The 16,386-nt window shown below is 63.4% G+C and carries 12 protein-coding genes and 4 tRNA genes; 6 read left to right on the plus strand and 10 right to left on the minus strand.

The genetic code is table 11. From position 1 onward, the window contains the following. Window positions 1-103: 103 nt before the first annotated feature. A complete protein-coding gene (locus tag BZG29_RS19195; protein WP_077406379.1) occupies window positions 104-979 on the plus strand; it encodes an AraC family transcriptional regulator in 876 nt (291 codons plus the stop codon). A 55-nt stretch (window positions 980-1,034) separates the two neighbouring features. On the opposite strand, the gene BZG29_RS19200 is transcribed toward BZG29_RS19195, so the two are convergent. Further along, window positions 1,035-1,111, minus strand: a tRNA-Arg gene (locus tag BZG29_RS19200). Window positions 1,112-1,381: 270 nt separating this feature from the next. Between BZG29_RS19200 and BZG29_RS19205 the strand changes: the two genes are divergently transcribed. After that, complete coding sequence (locus BZG29_RS19205; protein WP_077406382.1) at window positions 1,382-3,547, plus strand: hypothetical protein; 2,166 nt, start codon at window positions 1,382-1,384, stop codon at window positions 3,545-3,547. Between the two features lie 115 nt (window positions 3,548-3,662). On the opposite strand, the gene BZG29_RS19210 is transcribed toward BZG29_RS19205, so the two are convergent. From BZG29_RS19210 to BZG29_RS19220, 3 genes are all read right to left on the minus strand, one after another. Further along, a tRNA-Arg gene (locus BZG29_RS19210) sits at window positions 3,663-3,739 on the minus strand. Window positions 3,740-3,817: 78 nt separating this feature from the next. Continuing rightward, a tRNA-Arg gene (locus tag BZG29_RS19215) sits at window positions 3,818-3,894 on the minus strand. 83 nt (window positions 3,895-3,977) lie between these two features. Continuing rightward, window positions 3,978-4,054, minus strand: a tRNA-Arg gene (locus tag BZG29_RS19220). Window positions 4,055-4,562: 508 nt separating this feature from the next. Between BZG29_RS19220 and BZG29_RS19225 the strand changes: the two genes are divergently transcribed. Then, window positions 4,563-6,974, plus strand: a complete 2,412-nt coding sequence (locus tag BZG29_RS19225; protein WP_253192650.1) for an ATP-binding protein — start codon at window positions 4,563-4,565, stop codon at window positions 6,972-6,974. A 303-nt stretch (window positions 6,975-7,277) separates the two neighbouring features. Beyond that, on the plus strand, window positions 7,278-8,261 hold the full coding sequence (locus tag BZG29_RS19230; RefSeq protein ID WP_077406388.1) for a diguanylate cyclase: 984 nt from the start codon (window positions 7,278-7,280) through the stop codon (window positions 8,259-8,261). A gap of 73 nt (window positions 8,262-8,334) precedes the next feature. Here BZG29_RS19230 and BZG29_RS19235 read toward each other — a convergent pair whose 3' ends face one another. After that, window positions 8,335-8,730: a hypothetical protein gene (locus BZG29_RS19235; RefSeq protein ID WP_077406391.1), complete on the minus strand. Its 396-nt coding sequence runs from the start codon at window positions 8,728-8,730 to the stop codon at window positions 8,335-8,337. Window positions 8,731-9,040: 310 nt separating this feature from the next. On the opposite strand from BZG29_RS19235, the gene BZG29_RS19240 reads away from it, so the two are divergent. Further along, the gene (locus BZG29_RS19240; protein ID WP_077406393.1) at window positions 9,041-9,754 is read left to right on the plus strand and encodes an ATP-binding protein; all 714 of its coding nucleotides are present in this window, start codon (window positions 9,041-9,043) and stop codon (window positions 9,752-9,754) included. Window positions 9,755-9,831: 77 nt separating this feature from the next. After that, a complete protein-coding gene (locus BZG29_RS19245; protein WP_077406396.1) occupies window positions 9,832-10,347 on the plus strand; it encodes a DUF6265 family protein in 516 nt (171 codons plus the stop codon). A gap of 42 nt (window positions 10,348-10,389) precedes the next feature. On the opposite strand, the gene BZG29_RS19250 is transcribed toward BZG29_RS19245, so the two are convergent. The 5 genes from BZG29_RS19250 to BZG29_RS19270 all read right to left on the minus strand — a co-directional run bounded on the left by BZG29_RS19250 (window position 10,390) and on the right by BZG29_RS19270 (window position 16,386). Further along, entirely contained in the window at window positions 10,390-11,688 is a 1,299-nt protein-coding gene (locus BZG29_RS19250) for an NAD(P)/FAD-dependent oxidoreductase (RefSeq protein ID WP_077406399.1), read from the minus strand. A gap of 15 nt (window positions 11,689-11,703) precedes the next feature. Further along, complete coding sequence (locus BZG29_RS19255; RefSeq protein ID WP_077406402.1) at window positions 11,704-12,219, minus strand: hypothetical protein; 516 nt, start codon at window positions 12,217-12,219, stop codon at window positions 11,704-11,706. 93 nt (window positions 12,220-12,312) lie between these two features. After that, the gene (locus BZG29_RS19260) at window positions 12,313-13,086 is read right to left on the minus strand and encodes a hypothetical protein (protein WP_077406405.1); all 774 of its coding nucleotides are present in this window, start codon (window positions 13,084-13,086) and stop codon (window positions 12,313-12,315) included. 78 nt (window positions 13,087-13,164) lie between these two features. Continuing rightward, on the minus strand, window positions 13,165-14,820 hold the full coding sequence (locus BZG29_RS28695; protein WP_077409191.1) for a methyl-accepting chemotaxis protein: 1,656 nt from the start codon (window positions 14,818-14,820) through the stop codon (window positions 13,165-13,167). Between the two features lie 183 nt (window positions 14,821-15,003). Beyond that, complete coding sequence (locus tag BZG29_RS19270; protein WP_077406407.1) at window positions 15,004-16,386, minus strand: copper oxidase; 1,383 nt, start codon at window positions 16,384-16,386, stop codon at window positions 15,004-15,006.

Consider the following 16,386-nt stretch of genomic DNA (forward strand, 5'->3'; position numbering starts at 1 on the left):
TGTGTTGGTGGGATAGATTGTGCTCCGGCAGTGCCGCGTAAAATGCGTGCGCAGCAACCAAAACTGATACTATCCTGACTATCACTCTCCTTAAAACGTCACAATGACGCCTTTATTCGAACAAGTCACGATCCCGACGGGCCACTCCTGGGGCTTGCTGTGGCGCGAGCTCGATGCGATTCCCTTCCTCTGGCATTACCATCCGCAGTTCGAGCTGACCCTGACGGTCAATGCACGGGGGCAACGCTACATCGGCGACCACCTGGGCGACTTCGAACCGGGCGACCTGGTGCTGCTGGGGCCGAATTTGCCGCACACGTGGTCGGCCAGCGAGCGCATCGACGGCACGCAGCCCATGCTGGCCGTCGTCGTGTGGTTTTCGCTGGAGTGGGTGGAACAGCTGGCGACCTGTTTTCCGGAGTTGCACGGCGTGCGGCAACTGGCGCGCCGCGCCGGCCCTGCCCTGCATTTTTCTCCGGCAACGAGCGCGCGCAGCGCAGAGAAACTGCTGCAGTTGAATGCGCTGCCGGTGCCGCAGCGCCTGCCGCTGTTGCTCGACGTGCTGCTGGACCTGGCTGGCGATGGCGGTGCGCAGCCGCTGGCCTCGGAAGCGCTGGCGCCGGTGCTTGCCGATGGGCAGCAAAAACGCATGGAAATCGTGTTTGACTTCATGCACGCGCATTTCCGGGAAGAGATTGCACTGGAAACGCTGGCGCAGCGGGCGGCCCTGTCGCTGGGCGCCTTCCACCGCTGTTTCAAGCGCCACGCGCATTGCACGCCCGGCGAGTACCTGGCGCGGCTGCGCGTCGGCCGGGCCTGCCAACAGCTGATCGAAAGCAATCTGGCCATCGCCGTCATCGCGCAAGAGGCGGGCTACCGCAACCTCGCGCATTTCAACCGCCAGTTCCTCGCCGCCAGGCACGTGACGCCGCGCGCGTTTCGCCAGCAATACCGGCGCGGCGCCACAGGCGCAGCGTAAATCCATTCGGAAACGAAAAAGGGGATCAGATTTTACAATCTGACCCCCAATATTCTGGTGCGGCTGGCAGGAATTGAACCCACGACCCCTTGGTTCGTAGCCAAGTACTCTATCCAGCTGAGCTACAGCCGCCTAAGACAAGATTATAGCAGGGCTTTGCAGAATGGCAAAGGCGTGGCGGCGATATTTCACAATTGGCGGCCACTCCTGTCTTGCAGCGGCGCACGCACGCCGCATACTTGCTCATTTCATCACATTTCCTTCCAGACTGCGGCGCGAAACCGACAGCTTTGTTACTTGTTGGTCATTATTAATGCATCTAAGAAAAATAAATTGCAATTCATGGAAAACTTTGAGAATGTTTACTAGCAGTAATTTTAATAAAAATACTAAGGGGATACCATGAAGAAGAACTTGCACAAATTATTGCCTCTGGCTGCCGCCTGCACCGCCGCCCTCATGCTGGCCGCGTGCGGCGGCGGCAGCAACCCCGCGGACCCGGTCGCCCCCGTTGCGCCTATTCCTCCCGTCGTGCCCGTTGTCCCGCCGCCTGCCACGACGCTCAGCGGCACCGCCGCCGTCGGCGCGCCCGTCTCGGGCAGCGTGATTGCCATCGATAGCAAGGGCAAAGTGTCCGTGGCGGTCAGTACCGGCGCCGGCGGGGCATACACGCTCGATGTAGGCGGCATGACGGCGCCCTTTCTCCTCAGCATCACCGGCACGGCCGGCGGCAAGCAAGTAACCATGAATTCCATCGCCACGGCAGCGGGGCAAACCGTCAATATCACGCCGCTGACCGACCTGATCGTTTCCACGGCGTCGGGCCAGCCCGGCGGCGCCGCCCTGGCAAGCGTCTGCGCGCCCGTTGCCAATGCCGTCCCGGCCGCCTGCACCGCGGCGCTGGCCAGTGCGGCGACCCAGCAACGGCTCGATGCGGCCATCGCCGCAGTCGTCGCCATGATCAAACCGATTAACGCCAGCAACACCAATCCGCTGACGGGCGCCTTTGTTGCCAACGGCACGGGGATGGATGCCGTGCTGGACCAGATCCTCGTCGCGCCCGCGGAAGCGCAAGGCGCCATGGCGACGGTCACCCTGATTGCCACCAACAGCACACTGGGCAGCGTGACCTTGCCTGCCGCCGCCGGCGGTGCCGCCACCATCCCCGCAGCGACGCCGCCATCGGATGCCGACTTGCTCAAGGCGAACGCCGCGGCCGGCGTCTTGCCGGAAATCCGCGCCTGCATGGCCTCGCTCAGCGCGCTGTATCCGAAGACGGGCTTCGTCGTGCCGTCGCCGGCGGCCGTGTCGCCGTTCATCGACAGCTCCTTCAATATGGGGGCGGGTGTGGGCCAGGCGGAAATCGTGTCGGCCCTGAGCAGCACGGACCAGGCCGCCCATGCCGGGCTGACGATCGAAGCGCTGGGCCTGGCCAGCGTCAACATGCAACCGTTGAGCACGGATGAAATCGCCACGCTGACGTCGTCGAGCAGCACTTCGACATCGCGCGTCGCCGACTTCATCAATAATCGCCTTGGCGCCGGGGCGACAGCCATTGCCTTCACCACAGGCAAGCCAAGCAGCGCATGGGTACAGTTGCGCATAGGAACAGATGCGGGCATGCTCAACTGGAAGCTGGTCAAGACGAGCGATACCAGCGCCTGCGCCGGCGGCTGGAAACTGGCCGGCAGCGGCCACCTGGACATGCACATGAATGCGCGCATCCAGCGCAGCCTCGACAGTGCGGGCGCGGCCACCTTTGCGCGCGAATGGGCCGCGCACATCGAGCTCGACACCGTGCTGCAGGACAATCCGGCCATCAGCAAGATCGACGTGCGGGGACCGGGCCTGACGACATTCGGCGACTTCCAGATACCGGGCACGGCCGGCAGCAAATTGCAGCTGATCCTGCCAGCCACGGGCTACACCCACATGCGGATTGCCGACAGCAATGGCGCTGCCAGCGCTTTCTACAATAACGCGGAAGCGATCCAGAGCTGCCAGGACCTGGCCAGCCTGCCCGCCGGCACGCCGGGCCTGGGCGCCGGCACGGCCTGCATCGACGAAACGAAAGTGGCGCCTGGGAAAATCTACGTATGGACCCTGAGGACCCCGAACGGCCCCGTCAGCGCCTTCCCGTTCCAGATCAATGCCGTGCCGCTGTCGAAAGCGTTTGCCCGGGCAAACCAGGCCAGCCTGTTCGCCACGATCACCAGCATCACGCCGGCAAAACTGTCGTCCATCCCGGCCGCCACCCTGCTCGATGGCGCGGTGACCTTCAATTACACGCAGTCCGCCACCTATGGATCGAAAATGGACAATTGCGGCCTGTACCTGTTCAATAACGCCACGCCCGTGCTGAACGCGGAACAAAATGCTGTCGGGCAAGAAACTGCGTGCACCTTCACAACCTCGGGCTTGAATAGCCTGGCGTCGAATGTGGCGGACCCGGCGCAATCGGGCGGTTCGCTGTTCAAGTTCACCGGCCCGGTGACGAATGGCGGGCTGTGGGTAACCACCATCGTCCTGGGCAACCAGGCGTCCTCGGGCCAGCCGTATCCGAATTGATGGGGCATTGGCGCGACCGAGGAAGGCCGCGCCGTCGGCGGCCGGCTGCAGTTGCGCCGGACGAAAAAAAACCCGGAAAGCGAACTTTCCGGGTTTTTTTCACTACTGCAAATACTGGTGCGGCTGGCAGGAATTGAACCCACGACCCCTTGGTTCGTAGCCAAGTACTCTATCCAGCTGAGCTACAGCCGCAAACTCTGACACACTTCGCCGGACGGCGCGAAGCTTGAAACTTTCATCAACACGGGAAAAACCCGATGCTGGCAATACTGGTGCGGCTGGCAGGAATTGAACCCACGACCCCTTGGTTCGTAGCCAAGTACTCTATCCAGCTGAGCTACAGCCGCAAAACTTCTACAACATTCCACTTAACAACATGGAGGTGAAACTTGTTACAACAAAACCAGGCAAAGTCTGATTTTCAGTATTCTGGTGCGGCTGGCAGGAATTGAACCCACGACCCCTTGGTTCGTAGCCAAGTACTCTATCCAGCTGAGCTACAGCCGCGCAGGCAAACATTATAGCGTATTCATTTCGCTTTGAAAAGTTCGATTTTTCAATCGCTTAGCTGATTTTGCAGAATACCGCCCCGCATGATCGACTACCTTTTCACTGCTAAAAAGCTGACGCCTTTTTATCGATGGACACTTCTGCTTTCACAGGAGCTTCCAGCGAATCGAGAAGTTGCTGTCTCGAAAGAAGCGGGATTATAGGGACTGCTTTCCAGCCTGTCCAGTGCTATCTGCAGGCAACGCGCAAGCGTGCGGTGGCGGCGCGCCGCTTGGGGCTACAATACCAGCCAGACAGGGGCGCTTGTGCCTCCCCTCATTCATGACGCGGGCATTGACCATCATGACCCATTTAACTGAGCTTAGCGGCGGCGGCCCGGCGGGGCAAGAGCCCGTGCGGCAGACTCACTGTTGCAGGATTTCCGATGGCCAAGCCTGACCGCACACAAGATCTGCTGCCCCCATCAGCGCCGCCGAGCCTCTCCGGCGAGCGCCTGGCCAACTTAATGGAAAGCATCACCGATGGCTTTTGCCTGCTCGACCGCGACTGGACCATCCGCTATATCAATACGCGCGGCGCCGACATGCTCGCACCGCAGCGTCCGCCCGGCGCCAGCCTGGCCGGCAGCAGCCTGTGGCAAGCCTGTCCCGCCCTACAAGGGACGGAACTGGAAGTGCAATACCGGCGCGCCATGGCGCAGCAGCACAGCTGCAGCTTCGAACTGCTGTACCGGCCGCTGGGGCGCTGGCTGGAAGTGCGCATCTTCCCTTCCAGCGATGGCTTGACCACGTACATCCAGGACATCAGCCAGCGCAAGGCGGCCGAGGAAAGCTTGCGCCACAGCGAGGAAGACTTGCGCGCGCTGGCCAATTCCATTCCGCAACTGGCCTGGATCGCCAGCTTCGACGGCACCATTGCCTGGTACAACCAGCGCTGGCACGACTACACGGGCACCAGCGCCGAACAGATGGCGGGCGACGGCTGGAGCATCGCCTATCACGCGCAGCATTTGCCGCCCATGCTGCACGCGTGGAAGGCCGCCTTGCGCGACGGCACGCCCTTCGAAATGGAATTCCCCATCCGCGGCGCCGACGGCCAGTTCCGCTGGTTCCTGACGCGCGCCAATCCCGTGCGCGACCGGGGCGGCCAGTTGCTGCGCTGGTTTGGCACGAGCACCGACGTCGACCAGGTCAAGCGCGCGCAGGAAGCCTTGCGCGATGAAACGCGCGTGCTCGAATTGCTCAACAATACGGGGGCGGCCCTGGCCGGCACCCTCGACTTGCCCGCCCTGCTGCAGGAAACCGTCGATGCGGCCACGCGCATCAGCGGCGCGCGCTTCGGCGCCTTTTATTATGACGATGCGGGCGAGATCCCCGACAGCGCCGCGCCCCTGCCTTCGGCGCGCGCCGTCAACGGCATCAGCCTGCGCCAGGCCGAAGCCATCGCCACCGAACTGCGCCAGGGGGCGGCCATGCGCCAGAACGACTTGCTGGCCGCGCCCGATGCCAGCGCCGATGGCGCGCCGCCGCTGCGCAGCTGCCTGAGCCTGCCCGTCAGCTCGCGCTCGGGCCTGTTGCTGGGGCGCTTGCTGCTCGGCCATCCGCAAGCGGGCATGTTCAGCGCGCGCAGCGAGCGCATCGTCTCGGCCATCGCGGCCCAGGCCGCCGTCGCGCTCGACAATACGCGCCTGTACGCGGCCGCCACGCGCGCCGCCGAAGAGCGCAAGGTACTGCTCGACAGCGAACGCGAGGCGCGCGCCGAAGCCGAGCGCACGAACCAGCTGAAAGACGATTTTCTCGCCACCCTGTCGCATGAGCTGCGCACGCCCCTGTCGGCCATCCTCGGCTGGGCCCAGGTGCTGCGGCGCGGCACGCGCGACCAGGCCGACCTGCACCGCGGCCTGCAGAGCATCGAACGCAATGCGCGCGCGCAGGCGCAGCTGATCGAGGACTTGCTCGACATGAGCCGCATCACCTCCGACAAGGTATTGCTCGACCTGCAAACCCTGGCGCCCGCCAGCATCATCGCCTCGGCCATCGAAACCCTGCGCCCGGCGGCCGACGCCAAGCACATCGCCATCCACTGCAACATCGCCAGCGATGCGGGCACCATCACGGGCGACCCCAGCCGTATCCAGCAAGTGATCTGGAACCTGCTGTCGAATGCGCTGAAGTTCACGCCGCAAGGGGGACGGGTCGACATCGGCGTGCGCCGCGAGGCGTCGCGCCTGTCCATCACGGTGGCCGACAACGGCGTCGGCATCAAGAAGGATTTCCTGCCGCACGTGTTCGACCGCTTCCGCCAGGCCGATGCCTCCACCACGCGCCGGCACGGCGGCCTGGGGCTGGGACTGGCGATCGTCAAACACCTGGTGGAGCAGCATGGCGGCACGGTCACGGTCAGCAGCGCCGGCGACATGCAGGGTGCCAGCTTTACCGTGCGCCTGCCGCTGGGCACGCCGGCCGCCGCGCGCCAGGCGGGCAGCGCCCCGCCCTCCAGCCATGACTTGCGCGGCATCAAGGTGCTGCTGGTCGATGACGACGCCGATGCGCGCGAACTGACGGAGCGCATCTTGCGCGACAACAATGCCGAAGTGCACGGCGCCGGCGGCGTGGCGCAAGCGCTGCAACTGCTGGAGCAGGTGCGCCCGGATGTGCTGGTCAGCGACATCGGCATGCCCGAGGCCGACGGTTTCGACTTGCTGGCGCAAGTGCGCGCGCACGCCGCCCCTGATGTGGCCCGGCTGCCCGCGCTGGCGCTGACGGCGTTTGCGCAGCCGCAGGATCGCCAGCGGGCGCTGGACAGCGGCTTCCAGGCCTGGGTCTCGAAGCCGCTCGACCCGGCCGAACTGGTGGCGGCCGTGGCGCAGCTGGCCGCTGCGCGCCCTGGACGGGAGCGCAAAACACCGCCTCAATAAGATGATGCAAAGAAATAAATAGTGCAGTACAAAATGACTATTTTCATGGGTTAGCCTTCCTACTTTCAGACGCGGCACTGTCCTACAAGCAACTAAGCTGAAGTTTGCTACACTGAAATGCAGAAGCACACCTGCACGGCAGGCTGAAAGCGGCGACCTTGGCCGGGGAGAACGGCAGAAGCGAGTTCATGCGCAGTTGTGCGCCCTATCTTGTTGCAAGGCGCTACTATCTTTTCCACCGCCGTCAGCCCATCATCTGCGGTAGAAGCCAGCGTTGCATAGACCGTATAACCGAGACCTTACATGCCCAGCCAAGATGAGATTTTGAAAGCCAAAATTTTGGTCGTCGACGACTCACCCGACAATGTCGACCTGATGCTGGAAATCCTGCGCGATGCCGGCTACACCAACGTCACGGCCACCATGCGTCCGGCACAGGTTTGCCCCCTGCACCGGGAGCATTGCTACGACCTGATCTTGCTCGACCTGCAAATGCCGGAACTCAATGGTTTCCAGGTCATGAAAGGCTTGAAAGAAATCGAACATGGCGGCTACCTGCCCGTGCTGGCCCTGACGGCGCAACCGAGTTTCAAGATCGCCGCCCTGGAAGCGGGCGCGCGCGACTTCATCAGCAAGCCCTTCGACCTGATGGAAGTGCACAAGCGCATCCACAACATGCTGGAAGTGCGCCTGCTGTACAAGGAACTGGCGCAATACAGCAAGCAGCAGCAGGAACTGGCGCTGCACGATCCGCTGACGGGCTTGCCGAACCGGCGCCTGCTGGAAGACCGCATCGAGCACACGCTGCAGCAATCGGCCCGCAGCCGCGGCAAATCGGCCATCCTGTACCTGGACCTGGACGGCTTCAAGGCCATCAACGACAGTTACGGCCACGGCTATGGCGACGAGATCCTGAAAATGGTGGCGGCCCGCCTGGTGGGCGCGTCGCGCAAGGAAGACACGGTGGCGCGCATCGGCGGCGATGAATTCGTCATCGTGCTGGGCAACCTGGCCGGCAAGGGCGACGCGCGCGAACCGGCCGCCAAGCTGATCGAAGTCATTTCCGAGCCGTATTTCATCAACGACCTGACCCTGCGCCTGTCGACCAGCATCGGCATCGCCATCTACCCGGACGACGCCAGCACCGTCGAATCCCTGCTCGGTGCGGCCGACACGGCCCTGTATGAGGCCAAGCGCGCCGGCAAGAACCGCTTTTGCTGCACGCCGCACGAGGTGATCGCGGCGCAGGTCAACATGCAGAAAAGCAGCATCCCGTCGATCGCCTGACTGTGGCGCCGGGCGGCGCGTAAAAAAACCGGCAAGCCTCGCGGCCAGCCGGTTTTTTCATGTCCAGCGGGCTTTATTTCTTGCCGGCCGTCACTTCATGCTGGCCCGCATGCTGGTGGTCCGTTTGCGCATTGACGGTGTCGGGCGACACTTCGATGCGCGTGATGCCGGCATCGACGGAGATCGGGTCGCTGGCGGGGAAGGTCATTTCCACGGCGTCATCGAGGAGCTCTTCCTTAGCCCGCTCCTCGCCGCTCATGCCCTCTTCATCGGCCAGGATGGCCAGCGCGCTGGCCCATTTGACGAAGTTGAGGTTGGACAATTCGCGCACGGTGGTGACGCCAAACGCTTGCTGCAAGGCCTTGGCATCTTTTGCGCTGACGCCGCGCAGGGCGCTGATGGGCGCATTGACGATGTCGCGGAAGCTTTTGTCGAGGTATTCCTTGTCGACGATGGTATCGATATTCATGGCATGTCCTTTCGTTTCGGTAAGCGGGCCAGTGCTGCGCCCCGCGCCGCACTGGCGCCGGGCCGCATGGGGTAATGACAGCCCCACTATGGCAGCGTGCCGCGCCCCGGTATGTGCGCAGCCGTACGTAACGGCGGGAACGGTGGCCGCTGGCGCAAACGATAATATTGTCTATCACATAAAAATGATGGAAGGAGATTAAAATTGCCGAAAAGACAGAAATTTTTCATCCATGCGCCCCGCGATGAAATCCTCATGTATGATCCACAACTTGAATTTGGTCCTCACCTTTCACCATTCACGGGGCGCTATGTCCGCACAAACAGATCCGAACAAGGAAGCGGCCCAGGCCGATGCGGAACGCGCCGCCGACCTCAGCGAATTGCTCGGCCATGTCAACACCAGCTGGGACAATGAACGGCGCGCCCTGTCGCGCCAGTTGCACGACAGCCTGGGCTCCTCGCTGACGGCGCTGACCATGCACCTGTCGCTGCTGACGCAAAAGATGCCGCAGGAAGCGGCCTTGCTCGACCGCGCGGCGACGATGAAGCAATTGCTGCTGAACGTGATCGAGACCAACCGCCAGATGCAGATGAAGCTGTGGAACGACAAGCTCGAGTTTCTCGGCGTGAATGTCGCGCTGGGCGAACTGGCCGCGCAATTTGCCGAACAGCACAAGATCACCGTGCGCTGCAGCCTGCCCGAAGATGAATTGATTTGCCCGCGCAACGTGGGCGTGGCCCTGCTGCGCACCCTGGAAGAAGCGCTCGGCAACATCGCCGCGCATGCCCACGCCACGCAGGTGGACATCATCATCGACGACAATGACGAGGCGCTGATGATGACCGTCAAGGATAACGGCAACGGCTTGCCGGCCAACGAACCCGTCGAAATGAGCAAGCACGGCCTGCGCTCCGTGCGCGAGCGCGTGCATTACCTGGGCGGCACCCTGAGCCTGACGACCAATCCGCAAGGCGGCACGGCCCTGACCGTGGTCTTGCCGCGCATTAGCCCGAAGGAATAGTCCATCCCAGGCAGCACCAAATCGCAACACTGCCGGGGCACCCTGACCCGCTGAACGATACGACGACAGGAGACCGCATGCAACGACTCATCCCCACCCTGCTGGCAACGCTGCTGGCCACGGGCGCCGCCCAGGCCGCCGACAACACCGTGCCGCCGCCGGAAACCGTGGACAAGCTGGCCTGGCTGGCCGGCTGCTGGAACGTCGACGGCGCCGAACCCGGTTCCGGGGAGCAATGGAGTACGGCTGCCGGCGGCACCCTGCTCGGCACCAGCCGCACCGTCAAGGGCGGCAAGACGACGGCCTTTGAATTCGTGCAGATCCGCCTCACGGAACCGGGCCAGCTGGCCTACATCGTGCAGCCGTCGGGCCAGCCGCCCGTGATCTTCAACCTGTTGCGCCAGGACAAGCCGAATGAATTCATCTTCGCCAACCTGGACAATGACTTCCCGAGCCGCATCATCTACCGCCGCGACAGCGAGCGCATCTTGCACGCCAGCATCACCGGCACCTTGAAGGGCAAGCTCACCACCATCGATTTCCCCATGACGCGGGGCCGCTGCGACGCGGCGCCCCTTACGCGCAGCAAATAAAAAGGGGCCTCGCGGCCCCTTTCTGCTCTGATACCAGCCAGATTAATGCAGCTTCACCTGCGGCGTGCTGCGCTTGATCAGGAAGCGGCCCATCGCCATGACGGCCGTGCGCACGCTGCCCAGCACGGCGTTGTGGTGCATCAGGTGCAGGCTCACATACATCATGCGCGCAACAAACCCTTCGACGAACCAGCTCAGGCCCTTGAGCGAACCCATCAGGGTGCCAACCGAGGTGGTGCGGCCGAACGACACGAGCGAACCGTAGTCCAGGTATTCGTACGGCTTGGTTTGCGGCGGCTTGCCCTTCGCTTGCAGCAGGAACGTTTTCAGCAGGTAATCGGCTTGCTGGTGGGCAGCCTGGGCGCGCGGCGGCACCAGCTTGCCGTCCGGCCCCATGCAGGCGGCGCAATCGCCCAGCGCGAAGATATTCGCATGACCCTGCACATTGAGCATGCCCGTCACTTCCAGCTGGCCGGCGCGGTTGGTCGGCAAGCCCAGGGTGGACAGGAATTCCGGCGCGCGGATGCCGGCCGCCCACACGCAGATGTCGGCCGCATAGCTGGTGCCGCTGGCCACCGTCACCTTGTCGGCTTCGATGGTGGTGACGCGCGTATCGGTCACCACGCTGATGCCGTGCTGGTGCAGCAGTTTCGAGGCGGCGATGGAGACGCGCTCGGGCAGCGGCGCGAGGATGCGCGGCGCCCCTTCGAGCAAGGTGATGCGCACATCCTTGATGGCGTTGAGATTCTGAAAACCATACGCGGCATACACGCCGCTCGCTTCGCGCAACTCGGCCGCCAGTTCCACGCCCGTGGCGCCGCCGCCGATGATGACGATGTCGACGCCGGGATGGCCCGCATCGCCCTGGCGCTGCTCGGCCATGGCCAGCAGTTTCAGCAGGGTCAGGCGGAAACGTTCGGCGTCTTCCGTGGCATTCAGGGAAATCGTGTTTTCCTGGGCGCCGGGCACGCCGAAGTAATTCGAGGTGCTGCCCACGGCCAGCACCAGTTGGTCGTAGCTGACAGTGCGTTGCGGCAAGAGTTGCTCATCCTTGTCCGTGGCGATGGCGCCCACGGTGAGGCTGTTCGACGCGGCGTCGAGTGCGATCAGGGGGCCATAGACATAGGTGAAGCCATTGTCATGCGCCAACATCTGATACGACAGGCCCTCTTGATGAATGTCCAGGGTGCCGGCCGCCACTTCATGCAGCGACGGCTTCCAGATGTGATACAGGCGGCTGTCGACCAGGGTGACCTGGCCGGCGCCGAGCTTGCGGCTGAGTTTACAGGCCAGCTCCAGGCCGCCTGCACCTCCCCCTACGATAACGATTTTACTATGCAAAGATCCTCCTGCTTGTTAATCCCTGTGCCCGTTGCCGTTGCCGTGACCATTGCCATTGCCATTGCCATTGCCATTGCCGTGGCCCTTGCCCGGCTTGTTGTCATGCTTGTCGCGCTTGTCATCATGCTTGTCGAAGTGCTTGTCATGCTTGTCGTCATGACGGCCGCGGTCGCCGTAATCGGGACGGCCATGGTCGCCATGTTGCTGGCGGTAACGGGGCACATATTGGTTGTTATACCAACTATCTTGGACGAAATATACCTCTTGGTTACAGGCATTATACTTGCGGCAGTGCTTGGACCAGTTTTTCGCATGGCCGGGCGGCACGCGCAAATAGATGGGACGGGCCGAATAATATTGCGGGCGCTGCACGATGACGGGCTGGGCATAGATCAATTGCGGCGCGGGATAGTCGCCTATGTCGAGGCGTCCGTAAAAGCCCGGCTGGCCGACAGTGACGGAGACGCCCACCTGGGCGACGGCAGCGGTAGCGGCCGACAGCAGGACGGCAGCGAGAATGAGGGTTTTCATGGGGACACTCCTTTTATCAGTTATGCCGCAATTGTAGACCTTGTGCAACCAACTGTTTGTTCGCAAGGACACATAAGGATTGCCGTGGCAATCTCACCACAGCTTGCCCAAAGGCACTACCAGGCCGCTGAACAGCGACCAGTCCGGCGATGCCGCCGTCAAGCCGCGCGCCATGCCGATGTCGATGGCCAGCCGCGGCGTGGGACTGTAGGTGGCGGCCAGCAAGAGCTGCGCCGTGGCCGGCGCGCCGCGCAGGCGCGTGCCCGACACTTCCGCCGTGGCACCCCAGCGCTCGCTGACGGGCGTGGAAAAGGAAGTCGCCCAGCCCGTTTGCACCCTGCCGGTATGCGGGTCGGCTGCGCCCAGGCGCGTGGCGTTCAGGTTGGCGTCCATGTGCACGGCGCCCAGGTCGCGGCTGAAAATGCCGTTCAGCGACACGTCGCTCTTGCCGCTGCCGATGCTGTCCTTGGCCGTGGGCAACTTCCAGCCCAATTCCAGGCCCAGCGCCGTCGCGCTGTCGAGCAAAAAGGCGCGCTTGAGCACGACCGTCGTGTCGCCCACGCCCGTTTCGCGCCGGCCCGTATCGTCGCGCGCGCGCACGAAGCCCTCGCCTTCGAGCAACACGCCCCACTCGGGCGTAAACGCCAGCTTGAAGGTGTACGGCAGGCTGGCGCGGCGCGTGTCGTCCGTTTTCGACAGCAGGCCGCCCGCTTCGAATTCCAGCTGGCCCGGCACGGGCAGCTGGGCGGGACTGGCCACGGAAGGCCGGTACGGCAGCACGGGATCGCCCTCCTGCGCCTGCGCCAGCGGCGGCAGGGAGAGCAATAACACGGAGAAACACAACAGCGGCAGGGAAGGAGACGGCATGGAAAACCCGGAAGTGGCAAACGCGCAATAACGACAGCCTACCACCGCCGCGCCGATTGCGCCCGGACCCGCCCCATTTCAGGCCAGGCGCCGCACGCCCTGCCTGACGGCCGGCACCGGCCGGCGCAGCGGCGTGACATTGCTGGCCGCCGCCACGGCGATGCCTTCGGCCTGCGCATGCAGGCGGAACACGCCCACCAGTTCCGTCAGGGTCTGCGCCTGGTCCTGCAGCGATTCGGCGGCGGCCGCCGCCTCTTCCACCAGGGCCGCGTTTTGCTGCGTCACCTGGTCCATCTGCAGCACGGCCTGGTTGACTTGCTCGATGCCGGCGCTTTGCTCGGCGCTGGCGGCCGTGATTTCCTGCATGATGTCGGCCACCTGGCGCACGCTGGTGACCACTTCATCCATCGTCTTGCCCGCGTCATGCACGAGTCTGGAGCCGATTTCCACCTGCTCGACGGAGTCGCCGATCAGGGTCTTGATTTCCTTGGCGGCACTAGCCGAGCGTTGCGCCAGGTTGCGCACTTCGGACGCCACGACGGCAAAACCGCGCCCCTCCTCGCCCGCCCTGGCCGCTTCCACGGCCGCGTTCAAGGCCAGGATGTTCGTCTGGAAGGCGATGCTGTCGATGACGCTGATGATGTCGACGATCTTGCGCGACGACGCATTGATCGATTCCATCGTCTGCACCACCTGCCCCACCACGGCGCCGCCCTTGCCCGCCACGTCGGACGCGGCGCCGGCCAGCGCATTGGCCTGGCGCGCATTGTCCGCATTCTGCCGCACGGCCGACGTCAGCTGCTCCATCGACGACGCCGTTTCTTCCAGTGAACTGGCCTGCTCTTCCGTGCGGGACGACAAGTCGAGGTTACCCTGGGCAATTTCGCCCGAGGCCGTGTTGATGGTGTCCGTGCCCGAGCGCACCTGGCTGACGATGCCGACCAGCTTGTCGCGCATGGTTTTCATGGCAAACAGCAGGCTGGCGCTGTCGTGGCTGGCCGTGCGGATATCGACGGTGAGGTCGCCCTCGGCGATGGCGCCGGCGATCTTGACGGCATACGCCGGTTCGCCACCGAGCTGGCGCGTCAGACCGCGCGTGATCAGCGCCCCCAGCGCCAGGCCGGCCGCCATGCTGCCCAGCACCAGCGCGATCATGAAGCTGCGGCTGGCCTGGTACACGCCGGACGCCTGCTCGGAAGCGGCCTTGGCGCGCTCTTCCTTCTGCTGCGACAGCTTGTCCAGCACTCCGTCGAGTTCGTCGGCATGCTGGCGCGTCTTGTTGAGCAGATCGACCAGTTGCGCGCTGCGCTGGGCCAGCGGTTCCGCCGCCGCCAGGGTCAGCGCCTGCTGCATGGTGGCAATATATTCCGCTTCGACGGCGGCGAAGCGGGAAAACAGTTCCTTGGCGGCCGGCGTGACGAACAGCGGTTCCGCCTTGGCCAGGTAGCTTTTATTCATGTCGAGAAATTTGGCGATATCGGCCTGGCGCGTAGCGCGCTCCTCGGCGGTCGTGGCCAGCAAGAAATTGCTGCGCGCGCGGCCCACCTTGATCAGGGCGATGTTGGCTTCCTTGATGTACGACAAGCCCAACAGTTCATGGTTGTACATCTGCCCCGCCATGGTATCGATCTTGCCCATGTTGAAGATGCCGATGCCGGCCACGATGGCCCCCATCAGCGCGACGCAAAAGAATGCCGCCAGCAAGCGCGTTCCCACCTTCATCCGGTTCAACATGATTTCTCCCATAGACTGGCCGATACTCGATGCAACTGGAGCGTACTGGCTTGAATATAAAGAAAAAACACGGAAAAAAATGCTCGGATTGTCACCAAACAACAATTCCTTGATTTATAGCAACATGCAAAACGGCTTGCCATGCTAGGCAAGCCGTTCAGGCAGGTGCTTTAGTGGCCCAAGTTAATGACCCGTGTGTGCGCCAGGTTTACGCACCGTCATCTCGACGCCACCTTTCACCACGGGCTTGCCCGCACCCTGGCCGCGCACGGGCTCCGGCAAGGCGCCCGTCCATTCATACGCCACGCTGCCGGCCGGGTGCTTGTACCAGCCCGGATCGCGGTAGTCGCCCGGCTTCTGATCCTTGCGCACCTTGACCGTGGTAAACATGCCGCCCATGCCGATGGCGCCGAAGGGGCCGTCGCCCGCCATCATCGGCAAGGTATTGTCGGGGATCGGCATCTGCATCTCGCCCATGTCGGCCATGCCCCGCTCGCCCATCACCATGTAGCCAGGCACCAATTGATTGATCTTCGCCGCCACGCCCTGGTGGTCGACGCCGATCATGGTCGGCACGTCGTGCCCCATGGCATTCATCGTGTGGTGCGACTTGTGGCAGTGGAAGGCCCAGTCGCCAAGGTCCGTGGCCGTGAATTCCACGGCGCGCATCTGTCCCACGGCCACGTCCGTCGTCACTTCGGGCCAGCGCGACTCGGGGCGCGTCCAGCCGCCATCCGTGCCCGTCACCTCGAATTCATGGCCATGCATGTGGATCGGGTGGTTCGTCATGGTCAGATTGCCCACGCGCACGCGCACCTTGTCGCCCTGGCGCACGACCATGGGGTCGATGCCGGGGAAGACGCGGCTGTTGAAGGTGAACAGATTGAAATCCGTCATGGTCATGATCTTCGGCGTGTAGCTGCCGGGGTCGATGTCATAGTTGCTCAACAGGAAGACGAAGTCGCGGTCCACCTTCATGAAATTCGGGTCTTTCGGGTGCGTCACCCAGAAACCCATCATGCCCATGGCCATCTGCGTCATTTCATCCGCATGCGGGTGGTACATAAAGGTGCCGGGCCGCTTGGCGACAAATTCATAGACGAAAGTCTTGCCAGGGGGAATGCCCGGCTGGGTCAGGCCCGTGACGCCATCCATGCCGTTGGGCAAGCGCTGGCCATGCCAGTGCACGCTCGTGTGTTCAGGCAACTTGTTGGTGACAAAGATGCGCACGCGGTCGCCCTCCACCACTTCGATGGTGGGACCGGGCGACTGGCCGTTGTAGCCCCACAGGTTGGCCATCATGCCGGGCGCCAGTTCGCGCACGACGGGTTCGGCCACCAGGTGGAATTCCTTGACGTTGTTGTTCATGCGCCAAGGCAAGGACCAGCCATTCAGGGTGACGACGGGGTTGTACGGACGCCCGTTCGGCGGCGGTGGCGGCGCCTTCGTCTCCGCGCCGGCCATGCTGACGGCTTCCGGCAGCGACGCCGCGCCGACACGGCTCACGGCTGCCGCACTCAGGGCGACCGCGCCCGCGTTCATGAAAAAGTTTCTACGTGTAATCAT

The organism is Janthinobacterium sp. LM6 (assembly GCF_002002885.1).
Taxonomy (GTDB): domain Bacteria; phylum Pseudomonadota; class Gammaproteobacteria; order Burkholderiales; family Burkholderiaceae_D; genus Janthinobacterium; species Janthinobacterium kumbetense.